17 protein-coding genes, 1 other RNA gene and 3 pseudogenes are annotated in these 19,914 nt (G+C 35.5%); 9 read left to right on the top strand and 12 right to left on the bottom strand.

Annotation, left to right across the window (positions count from 1 at the left end; genetic code table 11):
* Positions 1–4: 4 nt before the first annotated feature.
* The 4 genes and pseudogenes from ABWU48_RS01665 to ABWU48_RS01650 all read right to left on the bottom strand — a co-directional run bounded on the left by ABWU48_RS01665 (position 5) and on the right by ABWU48_RS01650 (position 4,940).
* Positions 5–837, bottom strand: a pseudogene (locus ABWU48_RS01665) (IS5 family transposase).
* Between the two features lie 57 nt (positions 838–894).
* Positions 895–1,830, bottom strand: a pseudogene (locus ABWU48_RS01660) (terminase); the annotation flags it as partial.
* Positions 1,831–2,571: 741 nt separating this feature from the next.
* On the bottom strand, positions 2,572–4,146 hold the full coding sequence (locus tag ABWU48_RS01655) for a penicillin-binding transpeptidase domain-containing protein (RefSeq protein ID WP_353288444.1): 1,575 nt from the start codon (positions 4,144–4,146) through the stop codon (positions 2,572–2,574).
* A pseudogene (locus ABWU48_RS01650) lies at positions 4,101–4,940 on the bottom strand (polysaccharide deacetylase family protein). The gene ABWU48_RS01655 and the pseudogene ABWU48_RS01650 overlap by 46 nt, the downstream one beginning before the upstream one ends.
* A gap of 122 nt (positions 4,941–5,062) precedes the next feature.
* Between ABWU48_RS01650 and ABWU48_RS01645 the strand changes: the two are divergent.
* From ABWU48_RS01645 to ABWU48_RS01630, 4 genes are all read left to right on the top strand, one after another.
* Positions 5,063–6,571 carry a YifB family Mg chelatase-like AAA ATPase gene (locus tag ABWU48_RS01645; RefSeq protein ID WP_353288443.1) on the top strand — a complete coding sequence of 503 codons (1,509 nt, stop codon included), beginning with the start codon at positions 5,063–5,065 and terminating at the stop codon, positions 6,569–6,571.
* A gap of 83 nt (positions 6,572–6,654) precedes the next feature.
* Entirely contained in the window at positions 6,655–7,122 is a 468-nt protein-coding gene (locus ABWU48_RS01640) for a hypothetical protein (protein WP_353288442.1), read from the top strand.
* Positions 7,123–7,370: 248 nt separating this feature from the next.
* Positions 7,371–8,567 (top strand): cell division protein FtsZ, encoded by a 1,197-nt coding sequence (gene ftsZ / locus ABWU48_RS01635; protein WP_353288441.1) that lies wholly within the window; start codon positions 7,371–7,373, stop codon positions 8,565–8,567.
* Complete coding sequence (locus ABWU48_RS01630) at positions 8,567–8,965, top strand: EVE domain-containing protein (RefSeq protein ID WP_007549395.1); 399 nt, start codon at positions 8,567–8,569, stop codon at positions 8,963–8,965. Before ftsZ ends, ABWU48_RS01630 begins: the two co-directional genes overlap by 1 nt.
* Before the next feature lie 33 nt (positions 8,966–8,998).
* Here the strand turns inward: ABWU48_RS01630 and ABWU48_RS01625 are convergent, their stop codons facing one another.
* Positions 8,999–9,178 carry a hypothetical protein gene (locus ABWU48_RS01625; protein WP_353288524.1) on the bottom strand — a complete coding sequence of 60 codons (180 nt, stop codon included), beginning with the start codon at positions 9,176–9,178 and terminating at the stop codon, positions 8,999–9,001.
* 15 nt (positions 9,179–9,193) lie between these two features.
* Positions 9,194–9,325 (bottom strand): hypothetical protein, encoded by a 132-nt coding sequence (locus ABWU48_RS06275; protein ID WP_255322244.1) that lies wholly within the window; start codon positions 9,323–9,325, stop codon positions 9,194–9,196.
* A gap of 24 nt (positions 9,326–9,349) precedes the next feature.
* On the opposite strand from ABWU48_RS06275, the gene ybeY reads away from it, so the two are divergent.
* Together ybeY and ABWU48_RS01610 are read left to right on the top strand one after the other, a co-directional pair.
* Positions 9,350–9,802: an rRNA maturation RNase YbeY gene (gene ybeY / locus ABWU48_RS01615; RefSeq protein ID WP_010082473.1), complete on the top strand. Its 453-nt coding sequence runs from the start codon at positions 9,350–9,352 to the stop codon at positions 9,800–9,802.
* Between the two features lie 86 nt (positions 9,803–9,888).
* Positions 9,889–10,677: a succinate dehydrogenase iron-sulfur subunit gene (locus ABWU48_RS01610; protein ID WP_353288440.1), complete on the top strand. Its 789-nt coding sequence runs from the start codon at positions 9,889–9,891 to the stop codon at positions 10,675–10,677.
* A 3-nt stretch (positions 10,678–10,680) separates the two neighbouring features.
* Here ABWU48_RS01610 and ABWU48_RS01605 read toward each other — a convergent pair whose 3' ends face one another.
* Genes ABWU48_RS01605 through ABWU48_RS01590 form a run of 4 tightly spaced genes read right to left on the bottom strand, consistent with a single transcriptional unit; the run spans position 10,681 to position 14,114 of the window.
* Complete coding sequence (locus ABWU48_RS01605; RefSeq protein WP_010962793.1) at positions 10,681–11,817, bottom strand: hypothetical protein; 1,137 nt, start codon at positions 11,815–11,817, stop codon at positions 10,681–10,683.
* 42 nt (positions 11,818–11,859) lie between these two features.
* Positions 11,860–12,639 (bottom strand): GNAT family N-acetyltransferase, encoded by a 780-nt coding sequence (locus ABWU48_RS01600; protein ID WP_353288439.1) that lies wholly within the window; start codon positions 12,637–12,639, stop codon positions 11,860–11,862.
* Positions 12,629–13,111, bottom strand: a complete 483-nt coding sequence (locus ABWU48_RS01595; protein WP_006279290.1) for a phosphatidylglycerophosphatase A — start codon at positions 13,109–13,111, stop codon at positions 12,629–12,631. Before ABWU48_RS01595 ends, ABWU48_RS01600 begins: the two co-directional genes overlap by 11 nt.
* Before the next feature lie 19 nt (positions 13,112–13,130).
* Positions 13,131–14,114: an NAD(P)H-dependent glycerol-3-phosphate dehydrogenase gene (locus ABWU48_RS01590; protein WP_010962796.1), complete on the bottom strand. Its 984-nt coding sequence runs from the start codon at positions 14,112–14,114 to the stop codon at positions 13,131–13,133.
* 325 nt (positions 14,115–14,439) lie between these two features.
* Between ABWU48_RS01590 and ABWU48_RS01585 the strand changes: the two genes are divergently transcribed.
* Positions 14,440–15,210: a response regulator transcription factor gene (locus tag ABWU48_RS01585; RefSeq protein ID WP_010962797.1), complete on the top strand. Its 771-nt coding sequence runs from the start codon at positions 14,440–14,442 to the stop codon at positions 15,208–15,210.
* Positions 15,211–15,261: 51 nt separating this feature from the next.
* On the opposite strand, the gene rnpB is transcribed toward ABWU48_RS01585, so the two are convergent.
* An RNA gene (gene rnpB, locus ABWU48_RS01580) (RNase P RNA component class A) lies at positions 15,262–15,611 on the bottom strand.
* 157 nt (positions 15,612–15,768) lie between these two features.
* Positions 15,769–17,871 (bottom strand): hypothetical protein, encoded by a 2,103-nt coding sequence (locus tag ABWU48_RS01575; RefSeq protein ID WP_353288438.1) that lies wholly within the window; start codon positions 17,869–17,871, stop codon positions 15,769–15,771.
* 224 nt (positions 17,872–18,095) lie between these two features.
* Here ABWU48_RS01575 and nuoE point away from each other — a divergent pair, with 224 nt between their 5' ends.
* Together nuoE and tgt are read left to right on the top strand one after the other, a co-directional pair.
* Positions 18,096–18,596, top strand: a complete 501-nt coding sequence (gene nuoE / locus ABWU48_RS01570; protein ID WP_264329512.1) for an NADH-quinone oxidoreductase subunit NuoE — start codon at positions 18,096–18,098, stop codon at positions 18,594–18,596.
* A complete protein-coding gene (gene tgt / locus ABWU48_RS01565; protein ID WP_010082445.1) occupies positions 18,597–19,811 on the top strand; it encodes a tRNA guanosine(34) transglycosylase Tgt in 1,215 nt (404 codons plus the stop codon).
* Positions 19,812–19,914 lie beyond the last annotated feature (103 nt).

The following is a 19,914-nucleotide window of genomic DNA, read 5'->3' as shown; positions in this document are numbered from 1 at the left end:
AAATTCAAGCATATTCCCTCTTTAACATAACCCTACTCATAGCTAGGTATATGAAATTCTCAGTGGATGTTGTGAGTAAATCATACTCCTTCGATAGCCTTCTATTCCTATTAACCCAAGCAAAAGTCCTTTCTACAACCCATCTTCTTGGCTGTACTTTAAACCCTTGTTCTCTTGTTGGTAGTAGCTCAGGTGGCGTATCTTTGTGCACCCAAAATCTACATGGAGGCCTTTTAACAATTTCAATATCTATGTCATATTCTTCCTTTATGTGATTCTTTAAATTTCTTCCTTGGTATCCCATGTCAGCCCACATTTTTTTAACTTTAGTATATTTTGTTCTCATATTGTTTAATGCTATTTTAATACCATCTCTATCATTTTCGTTAGCAGCGCCTACGTAACAACCTAGTATAAAACCCTGAGTGTCTGTAATTATATGCCTTTTTCTACCCTTTACTTTTTTACTTCCATCATAGCCTTTGATCCCCCCTTTTCTGTAGTCTTTACAGATTGACTATCTACTATACAGGCACTCGGCTGCTCATTCCTTCCTATTTTTCTTCTACTATATTTTGTAATTTCATAATTCATTTTCTCAAAAATTCCCTGCTTCTTCCATTGCCTGAACTGCTCATACACAGTCTTCCATAGCGGAAAATCATTTGGTAAATACCGCCATTGACACCCTGTACGCAATACATAGAAAATTGCTTCTAATATTTCTTTTTTGCTATACTTTGGCGGCCTTCCTCCTTTCTTGTATGATACTCTGAAGTGTTTTTCTATTCTTGCCCATTCCCTTTCGCTTAGATCTGTTGGATACTTTTTTCTCATCTTTACCCCGTACTAAAATTTCAGATATTATAGCCTTTTACTTGTTTCCGGACAACCTCTTAACCACTCTGGTTTAATTATACCACTTGAAAGCGGCAGAGGGTTTTGTTGATATTGCGCAGCAAAAGCGTAACTCCCAAGTTCAGCTTTTATTATCTCAACTTCTTCTTTTCCTCCATCGAGGGGATATAGCAACTGACCTTCTTCTCTTGAATATAATATCCTTACAGGTGACGCTGGTTTATTATATAATCGCCTGGTCGCACAGTGCTGAGCTACTCGGATGATAGGAACGGGAGGTATTGGCTTTTTGATTGAATAAATAACCTGCTTATTTTCAGAAATCATTGGCAAACAAATATGATGCCATATGTTTTTTGGCTTGGAGAGAAGGTGTCCAGTTAAGTCCTCCTGGTGTAGCCTGTGCATTACAAGAACGATGACTCCTTTTTTTCTATCGTTCAGCCTGGTTACTAAAGTCTGATCAAACCAGTTTGTGGCACGCTTTCTAAGCGTTTCACTCAAAGCTTGAGCAGAACTGAGCGGATCGTCCACAATGATAAAATCACCACCTTCACCAGTTAGTGTTCCACCAACTGATGTTGCGATTCTGTATCCTCTCTGCACTGTTTGAAATTTATATTTGGTATTCTGGTCTTTGGATAGTTCTATCTCTGGAAATAGCGCTCTATACCAACTAGACTGCATCACGCACCTGGTGTCGAGCGAGTGCTTTTCGCTGAGCCGCTGAGAATAACTTGCAACTATTATTCTCGCAGTTGGTTGGTTTCCCAGTATCCATGCGGGCCACGCAACGCTTATGCACATGGACTTCATCGAGCGCGGAGGCATATTGAATATTATTCGTTTCACTTCACCAGCGCTCGCTGCTTCCAGCCTATCTGCTATGACTTTTATATACTGATAATCGTTATACTCACACCCCGGCACTACCGTTTGAAAGCACAGTTCAATGAATTTTAGAAAGTTCATGATATAATGTTGAAACCAACGCGTGACGCTGGGATGACAAAAAAAGGAGCACTGGAATGACACCCTACTTAACCGTCATACCGCGATTCATTCGCGGTATCTCTTAACATAGATCCCGCTAACAAGCAGCGGGATGACGAATTACTTAACCATCATCTACACCGTCATACCGCGATTCATTCGCGGTATCTCAAAGCATAGATCCCGCTAACACGTAGCGGGATGACGGTTGTTGTTTAGCTATAAATATTAAGAAATTTACCAAATGAAAAAAAAGGCAAAAGAAACCCTGGGGTTATTATCCGCTTTAAAATATTGGCGTTTTTTATGTTTTAAACGCTTGACAAGCGAGATTCAGCCGCTTTTAATTGCAACTAACTTACGCTGCAAATGTTTAAGAAATTTACTAAGCAGAAAAAAAGACAAAGAATCCCCGAGTTAGCTAGTCTTTTACTATCTCTGTCGAGTATTGGCATTTTTTGATGTCTTGTAACGCTTTATAAGCGCGTTCAGCTTATTTAGATAAAAATCTAGATGTAGATGAAGTTTTGTAAAGACATACAGTATCTATATACTGCAAAAAATTGAACATAAGACGCCGATACATTAAGTAATCCTTACCTTTTAATCTGCAGATTGGCGAAAGCAAATACAATAGCTTCACTATCATGATAAGGGCGCTGGCGAAGGGTGTCAAGTAAGTTTTTTCGTTTCTATTCCCAATAAAAGTTTGTTATATGGTTATGCAAGAAGTTTAATACTCATAGTTTCAAGCATATACTGAAATATTTCATTAGCTATAGCAACATCTTGGCGTGGGGCTTTGCCGTGTTCTATAAACACAGAGATTGCATAGCGCGGGTTATGGTAAGGGCCATAGGCGATAAATAACTTATGACTTTCGCCCTTAGAGTTTATTTCTGGTGTACCGGTTTTGCCAGCAATTTGTATACCGCTTAGCCCTTTCTTATAGGTTCCAGTTTTAGAATTCACCACATCAAACATAGCTTTTCGAACTATGCTAAGATGCTCACAATCCACATCAATATCGGGAAAATCTTGTATCGTTTCATTCATCTTAATGCGGGGAATTACCTCTTTTCCTGTTGCAATCCTCGCTGCAAGAACTGCAAGCTGTAGTGGTGTTGTAAGCATATACCCTTGTCCTATAACTAAGTTGATAGTGTCACCTAAATACCACTGCGAATATAGCTTTCGTGTACGCCAATCTCTATCTGGCAACAACCCTGGAGCTTCTTCTTTAAACGTTCCAATCAGTGGCCCACTTCCAATACCAAATTTTCTGGCCATTTCTACCAGAGAGTCTACACTTATTTTTTTCCCTATATTATAAAAGTAAGTGTTGCATGATAATGCCATTGCCTCATTTAAAGATACATACCCATGGACTTTGCTTTTCAGACAACGAAATTTCCGCTCACCTATTTTCATATAGCCCTTGCACGAGAATTTCTCTTCTGGTGTTATTATCCCGTCTTTTAAACCCGCAAGCGCAACTATTACTTTAAATATTGAACCAGGTGGAATTTGATATGATAACGCACGATTCACAAGCAGTAATGAAGGAGCATTCAAGCTCTCCCAAGTCTCATTTGATAGCCTGCTAGCAAAAAGATTATTATCGTAAGAAGGTGAATTATATAATGCTAAAATTTCTCCATTATTTACATCAATTACCACTGCGGAGCCTTGGTGATCTTTAAATACCTCTGCGGTTTTCTCTTGCAGATTAATATCAATTGTCAGTTGTACATCTTGTCCGTCTTGTTGTGGTATGCTTGATAATTCTTTTATGACGCGTTTTTTAGAATTTATTTCCTGCTCAGATTTTCCTGACTTGCCTTTCAATATATGATCATATGTATATTCAATACCGCTGATTCCTACTTCGCTTATGCCTTGCTGTCTTTTTGTATATCCGATTACATGAGAACACATTGAACCAAACGGGTAATAACGTTTATAAAGAGCAGTTATTTTTTCTGACGATTTTGCTATTTTAGACTCGACTTCTGATAATGTCTGCAAATCAACTTCCTTACCAGAACCATCAAACAAAACAACATACGAAATTTTGTTCATCGCAAGTTCAATGCTATTCCTATCTAAAATTTTGCCCCGCTTAGGCATAATAGTAGCAACTCTTATTCTATTACTATTAGATAGTGCTTCGTACTTTTGTCTGTTTCGTATTTGTAAATTATATAACCTGCAACTAAAAACCGCAGAAATGGTAAGCTGAATACCACCTAATATGAATGCTCTGCGGTTAAAGACTTTGTTTTTTGTCCACATAACATTCCTTCAAAACGCACTTTTTTCCCCTCTTTTATTGTTACACTTCTGGCTTTTACCGTATTACAAACCCTTTTTTCCCACTCACTTAAGGTCACAAACTTATAACCTGATTTTTTTAGTATTTTAATAATATGAGGTAAAGCTTCAATTGTGTTTGACCTGTTATTGTGATCATGAAACAGTATAACTGCTCCATTATGTACATTACTTAAAACTCTTTCAACTAAAGTTTCTGGCTTATCACCTTGCCAATCTAGCGAATCAACTGTCCATAATATTGAATACATATTTAATTGATCAGTATTTTCAATCAGATTATCGTCATAACATCCATATGGCGGACGAAACCATTTTACATCTTGTTTTATTGCATTTTTAATTGCTGTATTTGTCTTTTCCAATTATTGCAATTGTTCCTCACTTGAAAGTGATGTCAACTTCCTATGCGACCAAGAGTGATTGCCTAACTCATGACCTGATTCATGAATTTTCTTTACTATTTCAGACGTTTTTTCATTTATACGTTCACCAAGCACAAAAAATGTTGCTTTTGCTTCATAGCTTTCCAGAACATTAATAATATCGTTTACTCTATTGTTAGACGGTCCATCATCAAACGTAAGCGCAACAAACTTATCGTCGTTATTCAATAATTTTTTTATATTACTTAAATTTCTATATGATAGATCTAGATTACAACTGAGCCCACAGTATGGTAAATTAAAATTACAATCACTACAAAAAGCCGTACTTGAATATAGTAAGAAAAAAGTGATTATCCTTATAAACATTTGTAATCAGCAAAGTGATAGAATACTACACTTTTTTGCTAAGTTAAGCCATCTTTAATTGCTGTAGCCTTTACTTCATCGCTTCTTTAATATATTGTATTAACAATTTTATATAATATATTATGATTGCAAATATAAATACCGTTGCGCTTCAGGGAATTAGCACAGTAAATGTCAATGCACAAATTCATATGGCAAATGGTATTCCAGCTTTTAATATTGTTGGATTGCCAGATAAAACTGTTGCGGAATCCAAAGAACGCATCAGAGCAGCGTTAAATTCAATCAATCTACTACTACCTCCAAAAAGAATTACAGTTAATCTCTCCCCTGCGGATTTACTGAAAGAAGGTAGTCATTATGACTTGGCTATTGCTATTGGACTACTTGTTGTAATGAATGTGATACCAGTTGAAAAAGTTCAGTCTTATATCATTATGGGTGAGCTTGCCCTTGATGGCAGAGTTATTCCAGTTTCAGGAGTGCTGCCAACAGCGATCAATGCAAAACAGGCAAATAAAGGAGTAATTTGCCCAAGGGGAAATGGAGTAGAGGCTTCATGGGTAAAGAATGTTTCAATTCTAGCTATAGAGAAATTAACTGATATTATCAGACACTTTAAGGGTGAGCAATTAATTCAGCCAGTAATTTTTAAATATAGTGATGCACCCAAAGAAAAAAGATTGGTTCCCGATATGAAGGATATTAAAGGCCAAGTTGTTGCAAAAAGAGCAGCTGAAATTGCAGCAGCAGGTGGGCATAATATTCTTCTTGTTGGCCCTCCTGGTACTGGAAAATCAATGCTTGCTAAGCGCTTTATAGGATTGCTGCCTGATTTAACCGAACAGGAGATGATTGATGTTAATATTATTTCCAGCATAACAAAAACTGGTAATGAAATATTCAAAGTAACTCGCCCCTTTCGTGAACCTCATCACTCATGTTCCATGCCAGCAATGATAGGAGGAGGAAAGAATGCAAAACCCGGAGAAATTACCATGGCTCACAATGGCGTGTTATTTCTTGATGAGCTACCTGAATTTCCAAGACTCGTGCTTGATTCTCTGCGCCAACCACTTGAAGATAGAAAAGTTACCGTTGCAAGGGCAAATGCTCACATAACCTACCCTGCCAATTTTCAACTGATAGCTGCAATGAACCCTTGCAGGTGCGGTTATTTAGGTGATGCAAGCAGATCGTGCAACAAAGCTCCAAAGTGTGGCACAGATTACAAAAACAAAATATCAGGCCCATTGCTTGATAGAATAGACATATGCATTGAAATGCCAAACGTTAGCATACTCTCTCCTGAAATCTCTGTGGAGGGAGAAAGTACTAAAATTATAAGAGAAAGAGTGATAGCAGCAAGAAAAGTTCAAACTGAGCGCTATAGTGAATTAAATATTCGTTGCAATTCAGAAGTAAGCGGTGAAGCATTTAATAAATTTACTGAACCAGATCAGGCAGGGTTAGAATTGCTAAAATACGTACTGAAAGAAAATTACATTTCCAATCGAGGCTACACACGCGTATTAAAAGTTGCAAGAACTATTGCAGATCTTGCAAAAAGTGAAGAAGTAAAAAGAGCACACATTGCTGAAGCGCTCAATTACAGAATAAAGGTATATTAAAAAATTAGTTTACTTGACAGGCAATTTTTTTTACTATATGCTTCCTTAATGAAATTTTAACATTCTATTTAAGGAGTAGAGTTATGGCATTAACAAATTATGAGTATAGAAAAGAGGATGGCATTTTTCATGCTATTTCAGAAGGATATATACAAGCTGAAAAATACTGGGGAATTCCTGGTGCTGCTGGTGGAGCTGGTCAGTACGCTATGCATAATAAAGGGAGAACAGCATTATTTCCGCTTGCAGTTGCAAGTGTTGTCTTTACAGCAATGCATATGAAAGCAGGCTTTGTTAGTGCAGCAGAAGCTTCTGGGTTTCTTGCTAAGACTGCCAGTTACTTTGTTGGAACAAATCAAGCAATAGCTGCTTCATTACCTGGATTTATCGGAACAGGTGTTGCTGGTCAGATAGTTGCGGGTGCCATAATGGCAATTGCTGCAGTTGCTGCTGTTTATGGAACATATCAAGTTGCCTCAAAATTAAAAGATGTTGCAGTTGAAGCATTGAAAGGGAAAGAAGGGAAAGAAGGGAAAGATCAGACAATATAATAATCTTCAACAAAATAAAAAGGGATAGGTTTCTGTCCCTTTTTATAAACGTTTTCTATTTTTTGCATCGGTTAAGTGATGTCATCTAAGAATCTAGTTATTATAATTAACGGCACTTATTAGTATAAATGTTAAGAATAAGTAAATCCCGTTTACTATTTACGCCTATAGAAGTGAAAAGTATTTGCATATTATTAAAAAAGCGGTAACTTATTATCAAGTGAATTCGCTAAATTTGAGTAATTTAAATGTCTATTGATCTTAGTCTGCCGGAGTTGCCTATATTACACCCAAGGATTACCGTTGTGGGAGTGGGTGGTGCTGGTGGAAATGCTGTGAATAACATGATCCAATCTAATTTGCAAGGAGTGAATTTTGTTGTCGCAAATACCGATGCTCAAGCACTAGAAAAGTCGTTATGTGATAAAAAAATTCAGCTTGGCATTAATTTAACTAAGGGGCTTGGTGCTGGTGCTTTGCCTGATGTTGGCAAAGGTGCAGCAGAAGAGTCAATTGATGAGATTATGGAGCATATAAAAGATAGTCATATGCTTTTCATCACAGCAGGAATGGGCGGTGGTACTGGAACCGGTGCAGCACCGGTAATTGCAAAAGCAGCCAGAGAAGCAAGAGCCGCAGTTAAGGATAGAGCGCCAAAAGAAAAAAAGATATTGACTGTTGGAGTTGTAACTAAACCGTTCGGTTTTGAAGGTGTGCGCCGTATGCGCATTGCAGAGCTTGGACTTGAAGAACTGCAAAAATACGTGGATACACTTATTGTCATTCCAAATCAGAATTTATTTAGAATTGCAAATGAAAAAACTACATTTTCTGATGCATTTAAACTTGCTGATAATGTTCTGCACATTGGCATCAGAGGAGTAACTGACTTGATGGTCATGCCAGGGCTTATCAATCTTGACTTCGCTGATATAGAAACAGTAATGAGCGAGATGGGCAAAGCGATGATCGGCACCGGAGAGGCAGAAGGAGAAGATAGAGCAATTAGTGCTGCAGAGGCTGCAATATCTAATCCATTGCTTGATAATGTATCAATGAAAGGTGCGCAAGGAATATTAATTAACATTACTGGTGGCGGAGATATGACTCTGTTTGAAGTTGATGCTGCAGCCAATAGAGTGCGTGAAGAAGTAGATGAAAATGCAAATATAATATTTGGTGCTACTTTTGATCAAGCGATGGAGGGAAGAGTTAGAGTTTCTGTTCTTGCAACTGGCATTGATGGTCGCAATAATAAATCAGAAACTTCACCTATAAGTCAGAGCGAAGACTCAGAGAAAGAGAAATTTAAGTGGCCATATAGTCAAAGTGAAAGTACACAAGACAAAACACTGGAAACAAAACCAGCTAAACAGGTAAGCGAAGGAGCTAAGTGGGGCAGCAATATCTATGATATACCAGCTTACTTAAGAAGAAAAAAATAATGCAATTTTGGCTACTTAAGTCAGAGCCAAGTGAATACTCATGGCAAAAAATGGAAAAGGAGCAGGTAGTTGAGTGGGATGGTGTGCGCAATTATCAAGCTCAAAATTACATGAAAATTATGAAAGCAAGCGATCTTGCGTTTTTTTATCATACAGGTAAAGAGAAAGCAATACTTGGAATCGTTGAAGTATTTAAAGAGTATTATCATGTTAATGATCCCAAGTTCGGATTAGTGAATGTAAAGTTTTTGAAACCTTTAAATAACCAAGTAACGTTAAATAATATAAAACAAAACCCACTTTTGAAAAATATGACTATATTAAAACAACCACGTTTATCAATTGCCCCAGTTTCGGAAATTGAATGGAATGAAATAATAAGGATGAGTGATGTGTAATACCTGTCATTTCAGTTCCTAAATGATGTCATCTCAGCACACAACGCACAGCTGTATGAATATTTGTCTCGAAGGCAGTGCATTAAACGTTATAGCCGATTTTGTATCAAACACAAAGGTGTCATTCCAGTGCTTGACACTGGAATCCAGCCTTAATGCAACCACATTAAAGCCGTTGTGTTTTAATATAAGATTAGCTACTTTTATATTCACTAACTTGATGTCTAATCAAAATTCCTGGATCCCAGTGCCTAGACACTGGGATGACATCCTTCTAGTGTACAATATTCGTACAGTTGTGTACATGACACAAGGGTCTATAACTCTTCTTTTTTGGATTCCAGTGTCAGCTATTTGCATGACACCCTTACTGATGTGTCACTCATGTTAGAAGTAAATATTCTTGACAAGAAATGGTGCAGCATTATAGAAAATCCTAAAAATTTTGTATTAGGTGTCATCAATGCTTCTCTAAAAGAATTAAAAATAGACCACTATAAACCAAATATATCAATAGCTCTGGCTGATGATGACTTGCTACATCAACTTAATTTAAAATTTAGAGAAATGGATAAGCCAACTAACGTACTATCATTTCCGTATGAACAATTGTCTAATGAGTGCGATTTAGGAGACATAGCAATTTCAATAGACACAATAAAAAGAGAATCGCATGAGTATTATATACCCATTCTTGCTCACATTGCACACATGTTAGTGCATGGATTACTGCATTTACTTGGTTATGATCACCAAAAAAAAGATGAAGAAATTATAATGAAAAATCTAGAAAGAGAGATTTTAGCTTCGCTTGGCTACAATATGTGTGCGATTTAAAAGGAATTTAATAAAAATATAGTAGATGATAATAAAATATGTTATCTACAAAGGGTTTTAGCTATAAACAATAAAAGGTAAGTGATATGGTTCAGTTTTCTTTGCCAAAGAATTCTAAAATTAATCAAAAGGGCAAAATTTATCCTATTCCTGCTAGAGCAAAAAACATCAGAAGATTTAAAATTTACCGTTGGTCTGCTGATGACGAGAAAAACCCTAGAATAGACACATTTTTTATTGATATGGATAGTTGTGGCCCTATGGTACTTGATGCATTAATAAAAATAAAGGATGAAATAGATTCGACTTTAACTTTCAGACGTTCTTGTAGAGAAGGCATATGTGGATCTTGTGCCATGAATATTGACGGAACCAATACTCTTGCATGTACTAGATCTATACATGATATAAAAGGTGACGTAAAAATATATCCATTACCTCACATGTATGTAATAAAGGACCTAGTCTCGGATTTGAGCCAATTTTATGAGCAATACAAATCAATTAAACCTTGGTTACAAGCAGATAAGCCTGCCCTACCAAATAAAGAATACTCTCAATCTTCTGAAGATAGAAAAAAATTAGATGGCTTGTCCGACTGTATATTATGTGCTTGCTGTTCGACTGGTTGCCCAAGCTACTGGTGGAATAGTGATAAATTTTTAGGACCAGCAATACTATTACAAGCTTACAGATGGATTGCTGACAGCCGTGATAATAAGACAGGTGAAAGACTTGATGTTTTAAACGACCCATTCAAGTTGTATAGTTGTCATACAATAATGAATTGCACAAAAACTTGTCCTAAAGGACTTAATCCAGCAAGAGCAATAGCGAAAGTAAAACAGCTCATGGTAGAGAGAGAAGGAGTTTAAGTATTATCTTTTGCATTCTTCGTAAGAGAACAGCAAACCTTCCGAAGCGTAGGGTATTGTTAATACCCTGAACGCTTTTCCGTTTGTGAAGTGCATCGTATCATCGTACGATTCAAATAATTTTTTGAACAACTCATGTCTTTGGTTACTAATAGTTTGAAAATCCTCTTTTTCTAAAAGCTTTTTAGATTCGAAGAGGTAAAGCATAACTTCGTGATAAGTTGGGTAAGATGCCAAAAATTTTGGGTCAAATTGAAAGGTTTTTATAAAAGCATTATTATAAAATTTTAGCTTTTGATTCTTACTATATATTACTATAGCAACCGGTAACCTCTCAAGCAAATTTTTCTGTGTAGCTAAATAACTGTTTAATTCAGTATATAATTTCTCTGCATCACTAACATCTTTCCCATACATTACTATGCTACCAGAACCTTGTATTGGAATTTTAACAAAATCGAAAACCTTAGGTTCGTTCTTATAAGTTATGACATGTCTTCCTGGTTTTGTGCTATGAGCGCTACCGGTAATAGCAAATTTCTTAGAACCATCTACATATTTATCATAAAACAAGTTATAAAATTCCACCTTTCTACTCTTGTTATATCTTAGTATTGGAAATGGTAAAGAGTTGAAAACGTTTTTATAGCTCTCCACTTCCTGTGTAAGCTTACTATTTTCTAACTCAAGTCCGTTAGCCTTTATCTTACAGTCTGAGACATTCCTTATCCATAACAGCACACCTATCACATTGTTAGAATCATCTATTATGCTTCTACCGTAACATATGCAATAAACCTCACTGTCTTTTGACTTTAAATCTAGAGTAAAAGATTTATTTATTTCCTTTGCCTCAACAAAATTTTTGATTAAGCTTTCTGATTGCTCAAAAAAATTCACAAACTCATTAAATGAGTAAAAAACAGTATTAAGCAAAATTAGTAAATTGGGAGAGAACTTTTCTATACGTTTTTTTGCATCCCAAATATAAAACCCATCATTCACAGTATCAATTAAATTATTTATGATAACATTTTGATGCTGTAAGTTCTTAATCTTATTACTAATTTTTAATTTAGAATAAGAGAGAAAGAATAATATTAGAATCAATATTAAAACCACTTCATACAAAAAAAACATAGCACTTTTAAAACAAATGTAAAAATTTGTAACCGCTCAGAATTATGCTGAAGAGTTATATAAGTAAAGATTGCCTAACATTTGAAAGCCCAATCTCTTATAAAGGTTCACAGAAGATTTCATACAATGTGCTACTATATATTTGCATTCAAGCTGTTTAGCTATCTTTATTCTTTCTAAAACCATTTGGGTACCTATTCCACGATTCCTGTAAATTGGTAAAACTCCATCACTATAAAAACCAGCTACGCTATCTTGAACATAAAGACCGCATGTCCCAATAATTTCATTATTTAGTGTTACAAGAAAAAATCTTAATCTTGAGTTCTTATCATCATAATTTGATAATCCGCGAAAAAATGTGCTGACAATTCCAACGCCATGATAAAAAATTTTAGAAGTGTGTAGATCTAACTGTTCTAAGAGGTTGCTACCATTCACAGCATTTAACCTCAAGTTTGGAATAACATCAGCAGGTAAAAAGTAATTTTTCATATTAAGTAAAGCTTTTTTTGGTGTGCTAACGTGTTTTATTTCACACTTTTCTAAAATATCTCTTATTTTCATATGTGAATTTATTACCCATGTTGCTTCTATATCTCTTGTTCTGAGATAATCTAGAGTTTTTTGTATAGAAAGCTCGGTACATTGATCTCCACAGAACACAAAATTAAATAATGACTCCCTGGTACCATTTATTGTAAATATGATGTTATCAAATTCATCGTGTACTTCCCACTCAGATAAATTCGCTGTGTACAGTATATAATCCTTTAGATTTTGAACAATTAAGCTTGAATAATAAATTTTTTTATCCTGCATACACCAACAATAAACAATAAAAGGCTCCTATAAGAACACAGGCTAAAATTGCAGCTATAACGTCATCTAGCATAATACCTAAAGGACCTTTGGTATTTTTATCGATTAAATTTATAGGCCACGTTTTTATTATATCAAAAAACCTAAAAGAAAAAAAGCACAACAACAATGAAGAACAATTCATCTCTTGGCTTAACAATATCGAAACTAAAAGTATCGTCAGCAATTGACCAACCACTTCGTCAATTACTACCTCTTTTGGATCACATGAAGTCTTGTAATGTTTTATATAATTACCTGTAGACCATAATCCAATTAAGAATAAAAAAGAAATAATTGCTGCACCTAAAATTTTGTTGCTCAGGATTACAGGAACAAGCGGAAAAGAAGCCAAACTACCCACAGTACCTGGCATTTTTTTTACTGTTCCAGACAGCCACCACGTTGATATTAATTTATATAAAAATTTCACAATATATCCAAATACAAAATTAACTTATAAGAACAGAAAGAGTATCCTCTATAGAGGCGCTTTCATACAATAATCTATAGACCGCTTCACATATAGGCATTTTTATCTTTAGCTTTCCTGCTAAATTAAATATGGACTCAGCAGTGCTAAAACCTTCAATCACTGACTTGCCTTCTGACAAAATCTGCTGAACATTAAAGCCATTGTCACTATTACCTATTTTAAACCCAAAAGATAAGTTTCTTGAATTCAAGGATGTGCATGTCATAATTAGGTCACCCAGACATGCTGGCCCAAGTAGTGTATTTATATCCACACTACCGTCACCAATTTTTGCTGAGTATAAAGCCTTAATTTCGCTCATACTTTTCGTAATCAATGCTGCATGAGCATTAAACCCAAGTTTACTACCTAGAACAATCCCACACGCTATAGCAAAAACGTTCTTTAACGCTGCACAAATCTGTACTCCTATAATGTCGTTACTAAACTCCAATTTAACATTTTCTTGTTGCAGCTCTGATACTAGCTTTGAACCTAATGTGTTATTTTGGCATGCAAGAACCATTGAATAGGGTAATTTTCTTGCAACTTCTACAGCAAAGCTAGGACCTGAAAAAATAGCAATAGGATTGTTAGGTAAAATTTCATTTACTATTTCACTAGGTAATTTTAATGTAGACTTTTCTATTCCCTTACAAGCTAAAATTATTGCTACATCTTTTTTCAGATTACAATTATGCAATTGCTGACATACCTTCCTCAGAGACTGAGTGGGAACAGCGAGGATTGTTACTGAAGCATTAATTATGTCTTCAATAGCCAATTTTACTGACACATTATCAGAAATTCGACAACCGGGTAGCTTGTCACTTTCTCTTTTCCCGTTGATTGATTCAAATGTAGTTTCATTGTGAGTCCACAAAATCACATCTTTCTTACTACCTAATGAAATTGCGATTGCTGTACCCCATGCACCAGCACCTAAAATTGATATTGCCACACAATATTCCTGAAAATATTACTTATACTTTAAAATAGTAGGATAAGTAAATTAAAAATATAACACAGACATATAGAATAGTTAAATATTTATTAACCGAAGTATTCTTTTAATAATAGTAACTTTAATTCAATATTTACTAAAAATATTATTACTATCATGGTATGTCTATTATATTTTAGATCTATTTATATAACTTTGGAACAATATATTTACTATTAATTAATAAGTGTAATTTTGATCATTTGTTAATAAAAATTTGATTTATTACTTTCCTTAGTTATATATATTACTAAAATTATAAATTATTTATGGGGTGTAAAATATGCGTATATTATTAATTGAAGATGATCAAGTAAGTGCAAAGACTGTAGTTAACGCCTTAACTTCTGATGGACACTTCTGTGACGTTGTTACTTCTGCACAAGATTATAACAATAATATGGTTTCCTCAAACGGAGATTACTATGACCTAGTTATTTTAGATATACACTTACCTGGTGATATTGACGGATATGATATATTGTTAAGACTAAGAAGTGCAAAAATCAAAGTTCCTGTCTTAATACTTTCATGCATATCCGCTGTCAATCACAAAGCTAAAGGACTCGGGTATGGTGCCGATGATTACTTAACCAAGCCATTTCATAAAAGCGAGTTATTAGCTCGAATTAAGGCCATAGTGCGTCGTACTAAAGGCCATCCTGAATCGGTGATAAAGATTGGTAATATAAATATCAATTTTGATCACAGGGTTGTTGAGGTGAAAGGTAAAACGGTTCACCTTACTAATAAAGAGTATTCTATGATAGAATTGCTAGCACTGCGTAAAGGAACAGTACTAACAAAAGAAATGTTCTTAAATCATCTTTACAATGGCTTGGATGAACCTTCAGATAACAAGATAGTTGATGTTTTTATGTGCAAATTACGTAAGAAACTTGAAAGTGCAAATGATGGAAAAAGCCACATAGAAACCGTTTGGGGCAGAGGGTATGTTCTGAAAGAGTATATTGATGATGATGAATATTCTAATGTTAATGTAGGCGAAAGTAGTGATGGCTATCAAGCAGAACAAGTGAAGGACAACGCATGAAATGCCTACACATTTAAATATAGCATGGCTTATATCGTACGTATCATGTGAACGCCTAGGTGAAATATAAGCCGAGTTCTGTTTATGTAGCTATTTATCTGGAGTAAATGTTACCATTTACCGCATGCGATTTACCCGAGTAGATATGAGGAAAACATAAAATCTACTTCTATTTAATCTTGCTCCTAGTGTTGGTTACTCGACTACCAATGTTGCCATTGCCATGGTGTGCTCTTACCACACCTTTTCACCCTTACCTAAAAATATTTTAGGCGGTAATTTTCTGTAGCCCTATAACTGGAGTTACCTCCGGCGGGCATTACCCGTCACTATTTTTCCTTGGAGCCCGGACTTTCCTCTGCTATGTTTATCACACAACAGCAGCTACTTATTTCACCTAGGAATTATACTTTAACATGAAAATCACAAAAGCAAAAGACAATTTCCTAACAGTCTACATATTAAAAACATTTAGACAAATAGCTAAAGGTGATATTCCGGCACATCATCACTATCCCAAGATAAGCTTTTTTCACTTTTAGACTCCGCTTCAGTTAGTCAAGAGCCTGGTCCACCGCTTGAAGACGATGAGCTACTTCTTGATCGACTACTACTTTCTACTGATATACTATTTAGCACTGTTTCAGATTGATATATAGTTCGCATTCTGTTACCAGTGGTAAAAATTTCTTCATCGCTACTTGAAGATGATCGCCTTCTATAACCCAAATCAGTTAGTTCTAATACAGGAGCAGCATTACGACCCTTAACATATCTATATGCTATGAATCCTATAATTCCAACAATACCTATTGCTCCAACCAAAGATCCCCCTATCATTCCTGCCTTATTAGACCCTATAGCAAGTTGAGTAGGTTGTGGTGAAGAAGTAGACTGAGGAAGTAAAGTCGTGGTGAATATAGGAGTTGTTGACTCTTTTGTTCTAGTACTTGGTATACTAAATACTGTTTGTGTAGTTTTCTCTGAGCTTGTTGTTGGCACAGTTGGTTCCACTGTTACTGTGCTTGTTTGAGTCGTTGACTCTGTTGAAGGTTTATTCGTTGTAGAAGTAGGTGCAACGGCTTCTGTTGTTGGCTTCACTGTTACTGTACTTGTTTGAGTCGTTGACTCTGTTGAAGGTTTACTCATCGTAGAAGTCGACGCACCAGTCGCTGCTGTAGGTTTTACAGTACTTGTCTCAGTCCCTGAAGTTACTATCGGCACACTAGTTGACGTTGTAGCAACCGTGGTCGCTTGTGAAGTAGTAGTTGTTTTTGCTACTGTCGTTGACTCCGTTGAAGGTTTACTTATTGTAGAAGTAGGTGCAACGGCTCCCGTTGTCAATTTAGTAGTCTTCACAGCGTCGGTTTCTGCTGTGCTAGTAATTGCAGCAGTCGGCGTCTTCTTAGAAGTCACAACCGTTTCTGCAACAGTTATAGGAGCCACGGTACTACTAGAAATAATATCTGGCGTTAATCGACCGTTAATGATATTAACAAAATCACTGAGAGTTTTGATGCTATTTGCCGGTATTATTGTTGCTTCAGAAGATTTTCCAGAGCCGTTTTGATTAAAAGTTACAATATTTTCTCCACTTACCGCAGTTACGATAAAACCACCCTGACCGTTGCCTTTAATATATAATTGCTCTATAGGATCTGTAAATTGATAGATAGGAAAATCTGACACTGATCCATTTTTAAGTAGAGTTGCTATATGTAACCTCTGATCATTAGCTGATTGGTCATTTTCAAGAAAAGCAACTAGATCATTTCCTTCCGTTTGTTCAACATACTGCAAAAAGCTTATTTCATGTTCTCTAGAAAGAGATAGTGCTTTATTATCTATTTGACCTTTTCGATTACCAAGTAAAAAGCCATTAACTCCATCCTTCAGACCCTGAATCACTTTAGCCATATCAAATTTAAAAATACGTGTTTTTCTCACCTCTTGATTTTCCTTAGTAATCCTTTTGCTCACTTGCGAATAAAGCATCGTGTTTCCATTTAATGCCAATTGCCCCTGATTATCAAAATTGAACAATTTTCTTTCTGTAACACCTTTTTCTCCAGTCAATACCTTAAATTTTCCGCTCTCGCTTGACTTTAAGTACCAAGAAACTAAAGTTTGATCCTTTAAGTTATGGGCGATTACAATTACGTCACCATTACCAACTTTCACTGCTCTTGGTTGAAAGTAACTATTGCCCACATTTGCAAGACTATTATTATCAATATTCTTTTGTAATTTTCTTTTATCTAAATGTTCAACTGAAGGAGTATTAACTGATTGTTTAATTCCGTAAGTGTTAAAAGATAAGCCTTTAACGCATTTTTCTCCTTCTTCGCTAATTCCTTCTTCAGGAAAGATAACTCCAACTTTATCTATTTCAGCTGAATCTTCTATTAATGTGAGAGATAATTGATCTTTGAATTCATTTGCTACGCTGATATTTGTACCACATTCGTATGTTTTTGATTGATATAATGGACTAATAAGTAATTTTACTTTACTGCTCCCATTACCATTATCTTGATAGCTGAGTCCGTAAGCAACTCCATTCCCCTCAATTAATTCTACGTTTGTTGGATTAAAACCTATCGCTTCTTTAATTTCCGGTGTATTTGAGTTGATCCCGAGCAATCTTCTTAATATAGACATAATTTTATTTAAAATATTAATAAAATGCTATTATGATTACTCCTGTGTGTTAATGTCAATGAAAATTTTAACTAAAATTAAAAAATTAATATAATATTTTATACTAAAAGGTAAATATAAGCTTGAAGAGGGCTAAGAAGCTTTATGCTATTTCTCAAAAAACCAACAATTGCAATCATTGGTTCTACAGGTATAATCTGTTAAAGTTTACACGAGTCTCATGAATGATAGAAAAAGAAGAGCAGTTTAGTTTTACATCAGAAAACCTCAAGAAAGCGGGAAAGTTTATAGAGATGTATCCCAAAGGTAGAGAAGGTAGTGCTGTTATGCCTTTACTATATCTGGTTCAAGAGCAATGCGGATGGGTTTCTGAATCTGCTATGCGTTATGTTGCTGATATGCTGCATATTCCACATATTCGTGTATATGAAGTGGCAAATTTTTACACCATGTATAATTTAAAACCAGTAGGCAAATATCTAATACAAATTTGTAGAACAACTCCTTGCTGGTTGTGCAATAGTGAAGAAGTTTTAAATACCTTAAAAAAAAAACTTGGAATCAATATCGGTGAGACTACTAAAGATAATTTGTTCACTTTAAAAGAAGTTGAATGCCTAGGTGCATGCGTTAATGCTCCCGTTGTGCAGATCAATAATGACTTCTATGAAAATCTTACTCCTGAGAAAGTAGAAAACATCATAACAGAACTTTCAGGCAAATAGATGAAAGAAGAATTTTCATTCAAGAGAATCAAGCAATCAGGTTCTGCAAGAGTTGGAACAATTAAAACTCCAAATGGAAGCGTAGAAACCCCCGCTTTTATATTCTGCGCAACAAAAGCTGCAATTAAAGCTGCAGATATTGAAAGAATAAGTGAAGCTGGTACCCAAATCATACTTTCCAACACCTATCACCTAATGCTTCAACCAGGAGAGAATACTGTTGCAAAACTTGGTGGTTTGCGCAAGATGATAGGATGGAATGGGCCAATGCTAACTGACTCAGGTGGATATCAGATATTTAGCTTAGGCCACGGATCAGTTTCGGAAGAGATAAAAGGAATAAGAAAAAAACAAAAAACTTTGATCAAAATTAATGAGGATGGGGCAATTTTTCGTTCTTACATTAATGGTAAAATTTATTGCTTAACTCCTGAAAAATCTGTACAAATTCAACAGAAATTAGGTGCAGATTTAATCCTAGTTTTAGATGAATGCACTCCATTTCACGTAAGCAAAGAATACACAGCAAAATCAATGCTCATGAGCCACAGATGGGCTGAACGTTCTTTAAATGAATTTGAAAAAAACAATAATGGCAAGCAGGCACTGTATGGAATTAGTCAAGGCGGAGTGTATCAAGATTTACGTAGAGAAAGTTGTGATTTTATCAACGATTTGCCATTTTTTGGTCAAGCAATAGGTGGATCACTTGGTCAAAGTAAAGAGCAGATGCATGATGTAGTTTCTTTCACTATGGACCACCTGAAAAAAGACAGGCCTACTCATTTGCTTGGTATTGGTGGAATTGTGGACATCTTTCGCGGAGTAGAGCTTGGAATTGACACGTTTGATTGCGTGCATCCAACCCGCTTAGCAAGGCATGGTGGCGCACTTGTTAAAGTAAAAAACAGAAATTCTATTTCTTCAAAGTGCAAAGAGCATATTAATTTGCGGAATCAACGATTTGAGCTGGACAACAACCCAATTGAAAGTGACTGTTTATGCTTTACCTGCAGAAAACATTCAAGAGCTTATATACACCATTTACTGAAAGCTAAAGAGCTCCTGGCTTACACGCTCGTTACCATTCATAATATTTTCTTTATGAATAAGTTAATGGCATCAATAAGGCAGGCTATATTAGATGATAGGCTAGATCGGGAGAAAAATAATTGGATTAGTGAGACACCACTACACTGTGAATTATACACCTAGTTCATATTTTTCTACGCTTATTTTATATTCCCTAAAACAGAAAAAGCCTTCCTCTTCCTACTCTTTCTTCCTTGGCTAATCCATAGTTAGCGTTTTTTGCACA

Origin of the sequence: Wolbachia endosymbiont (group A) of Tromatobia lineatoria, from assembly GCF_964028565.1 — a bacterium.
GTDB lineage: Bacteria > Pseudomonadota > Alphaproteobacteria > Rickettsiales > Anaplasmataceae > Wolbachia > Wolbachia pipientis.
The sequence above is the reverse complement of the archived record's forward strand: the minus strand, read 5'-3'. Positions and strand labels throughout refer to the sequence as shown.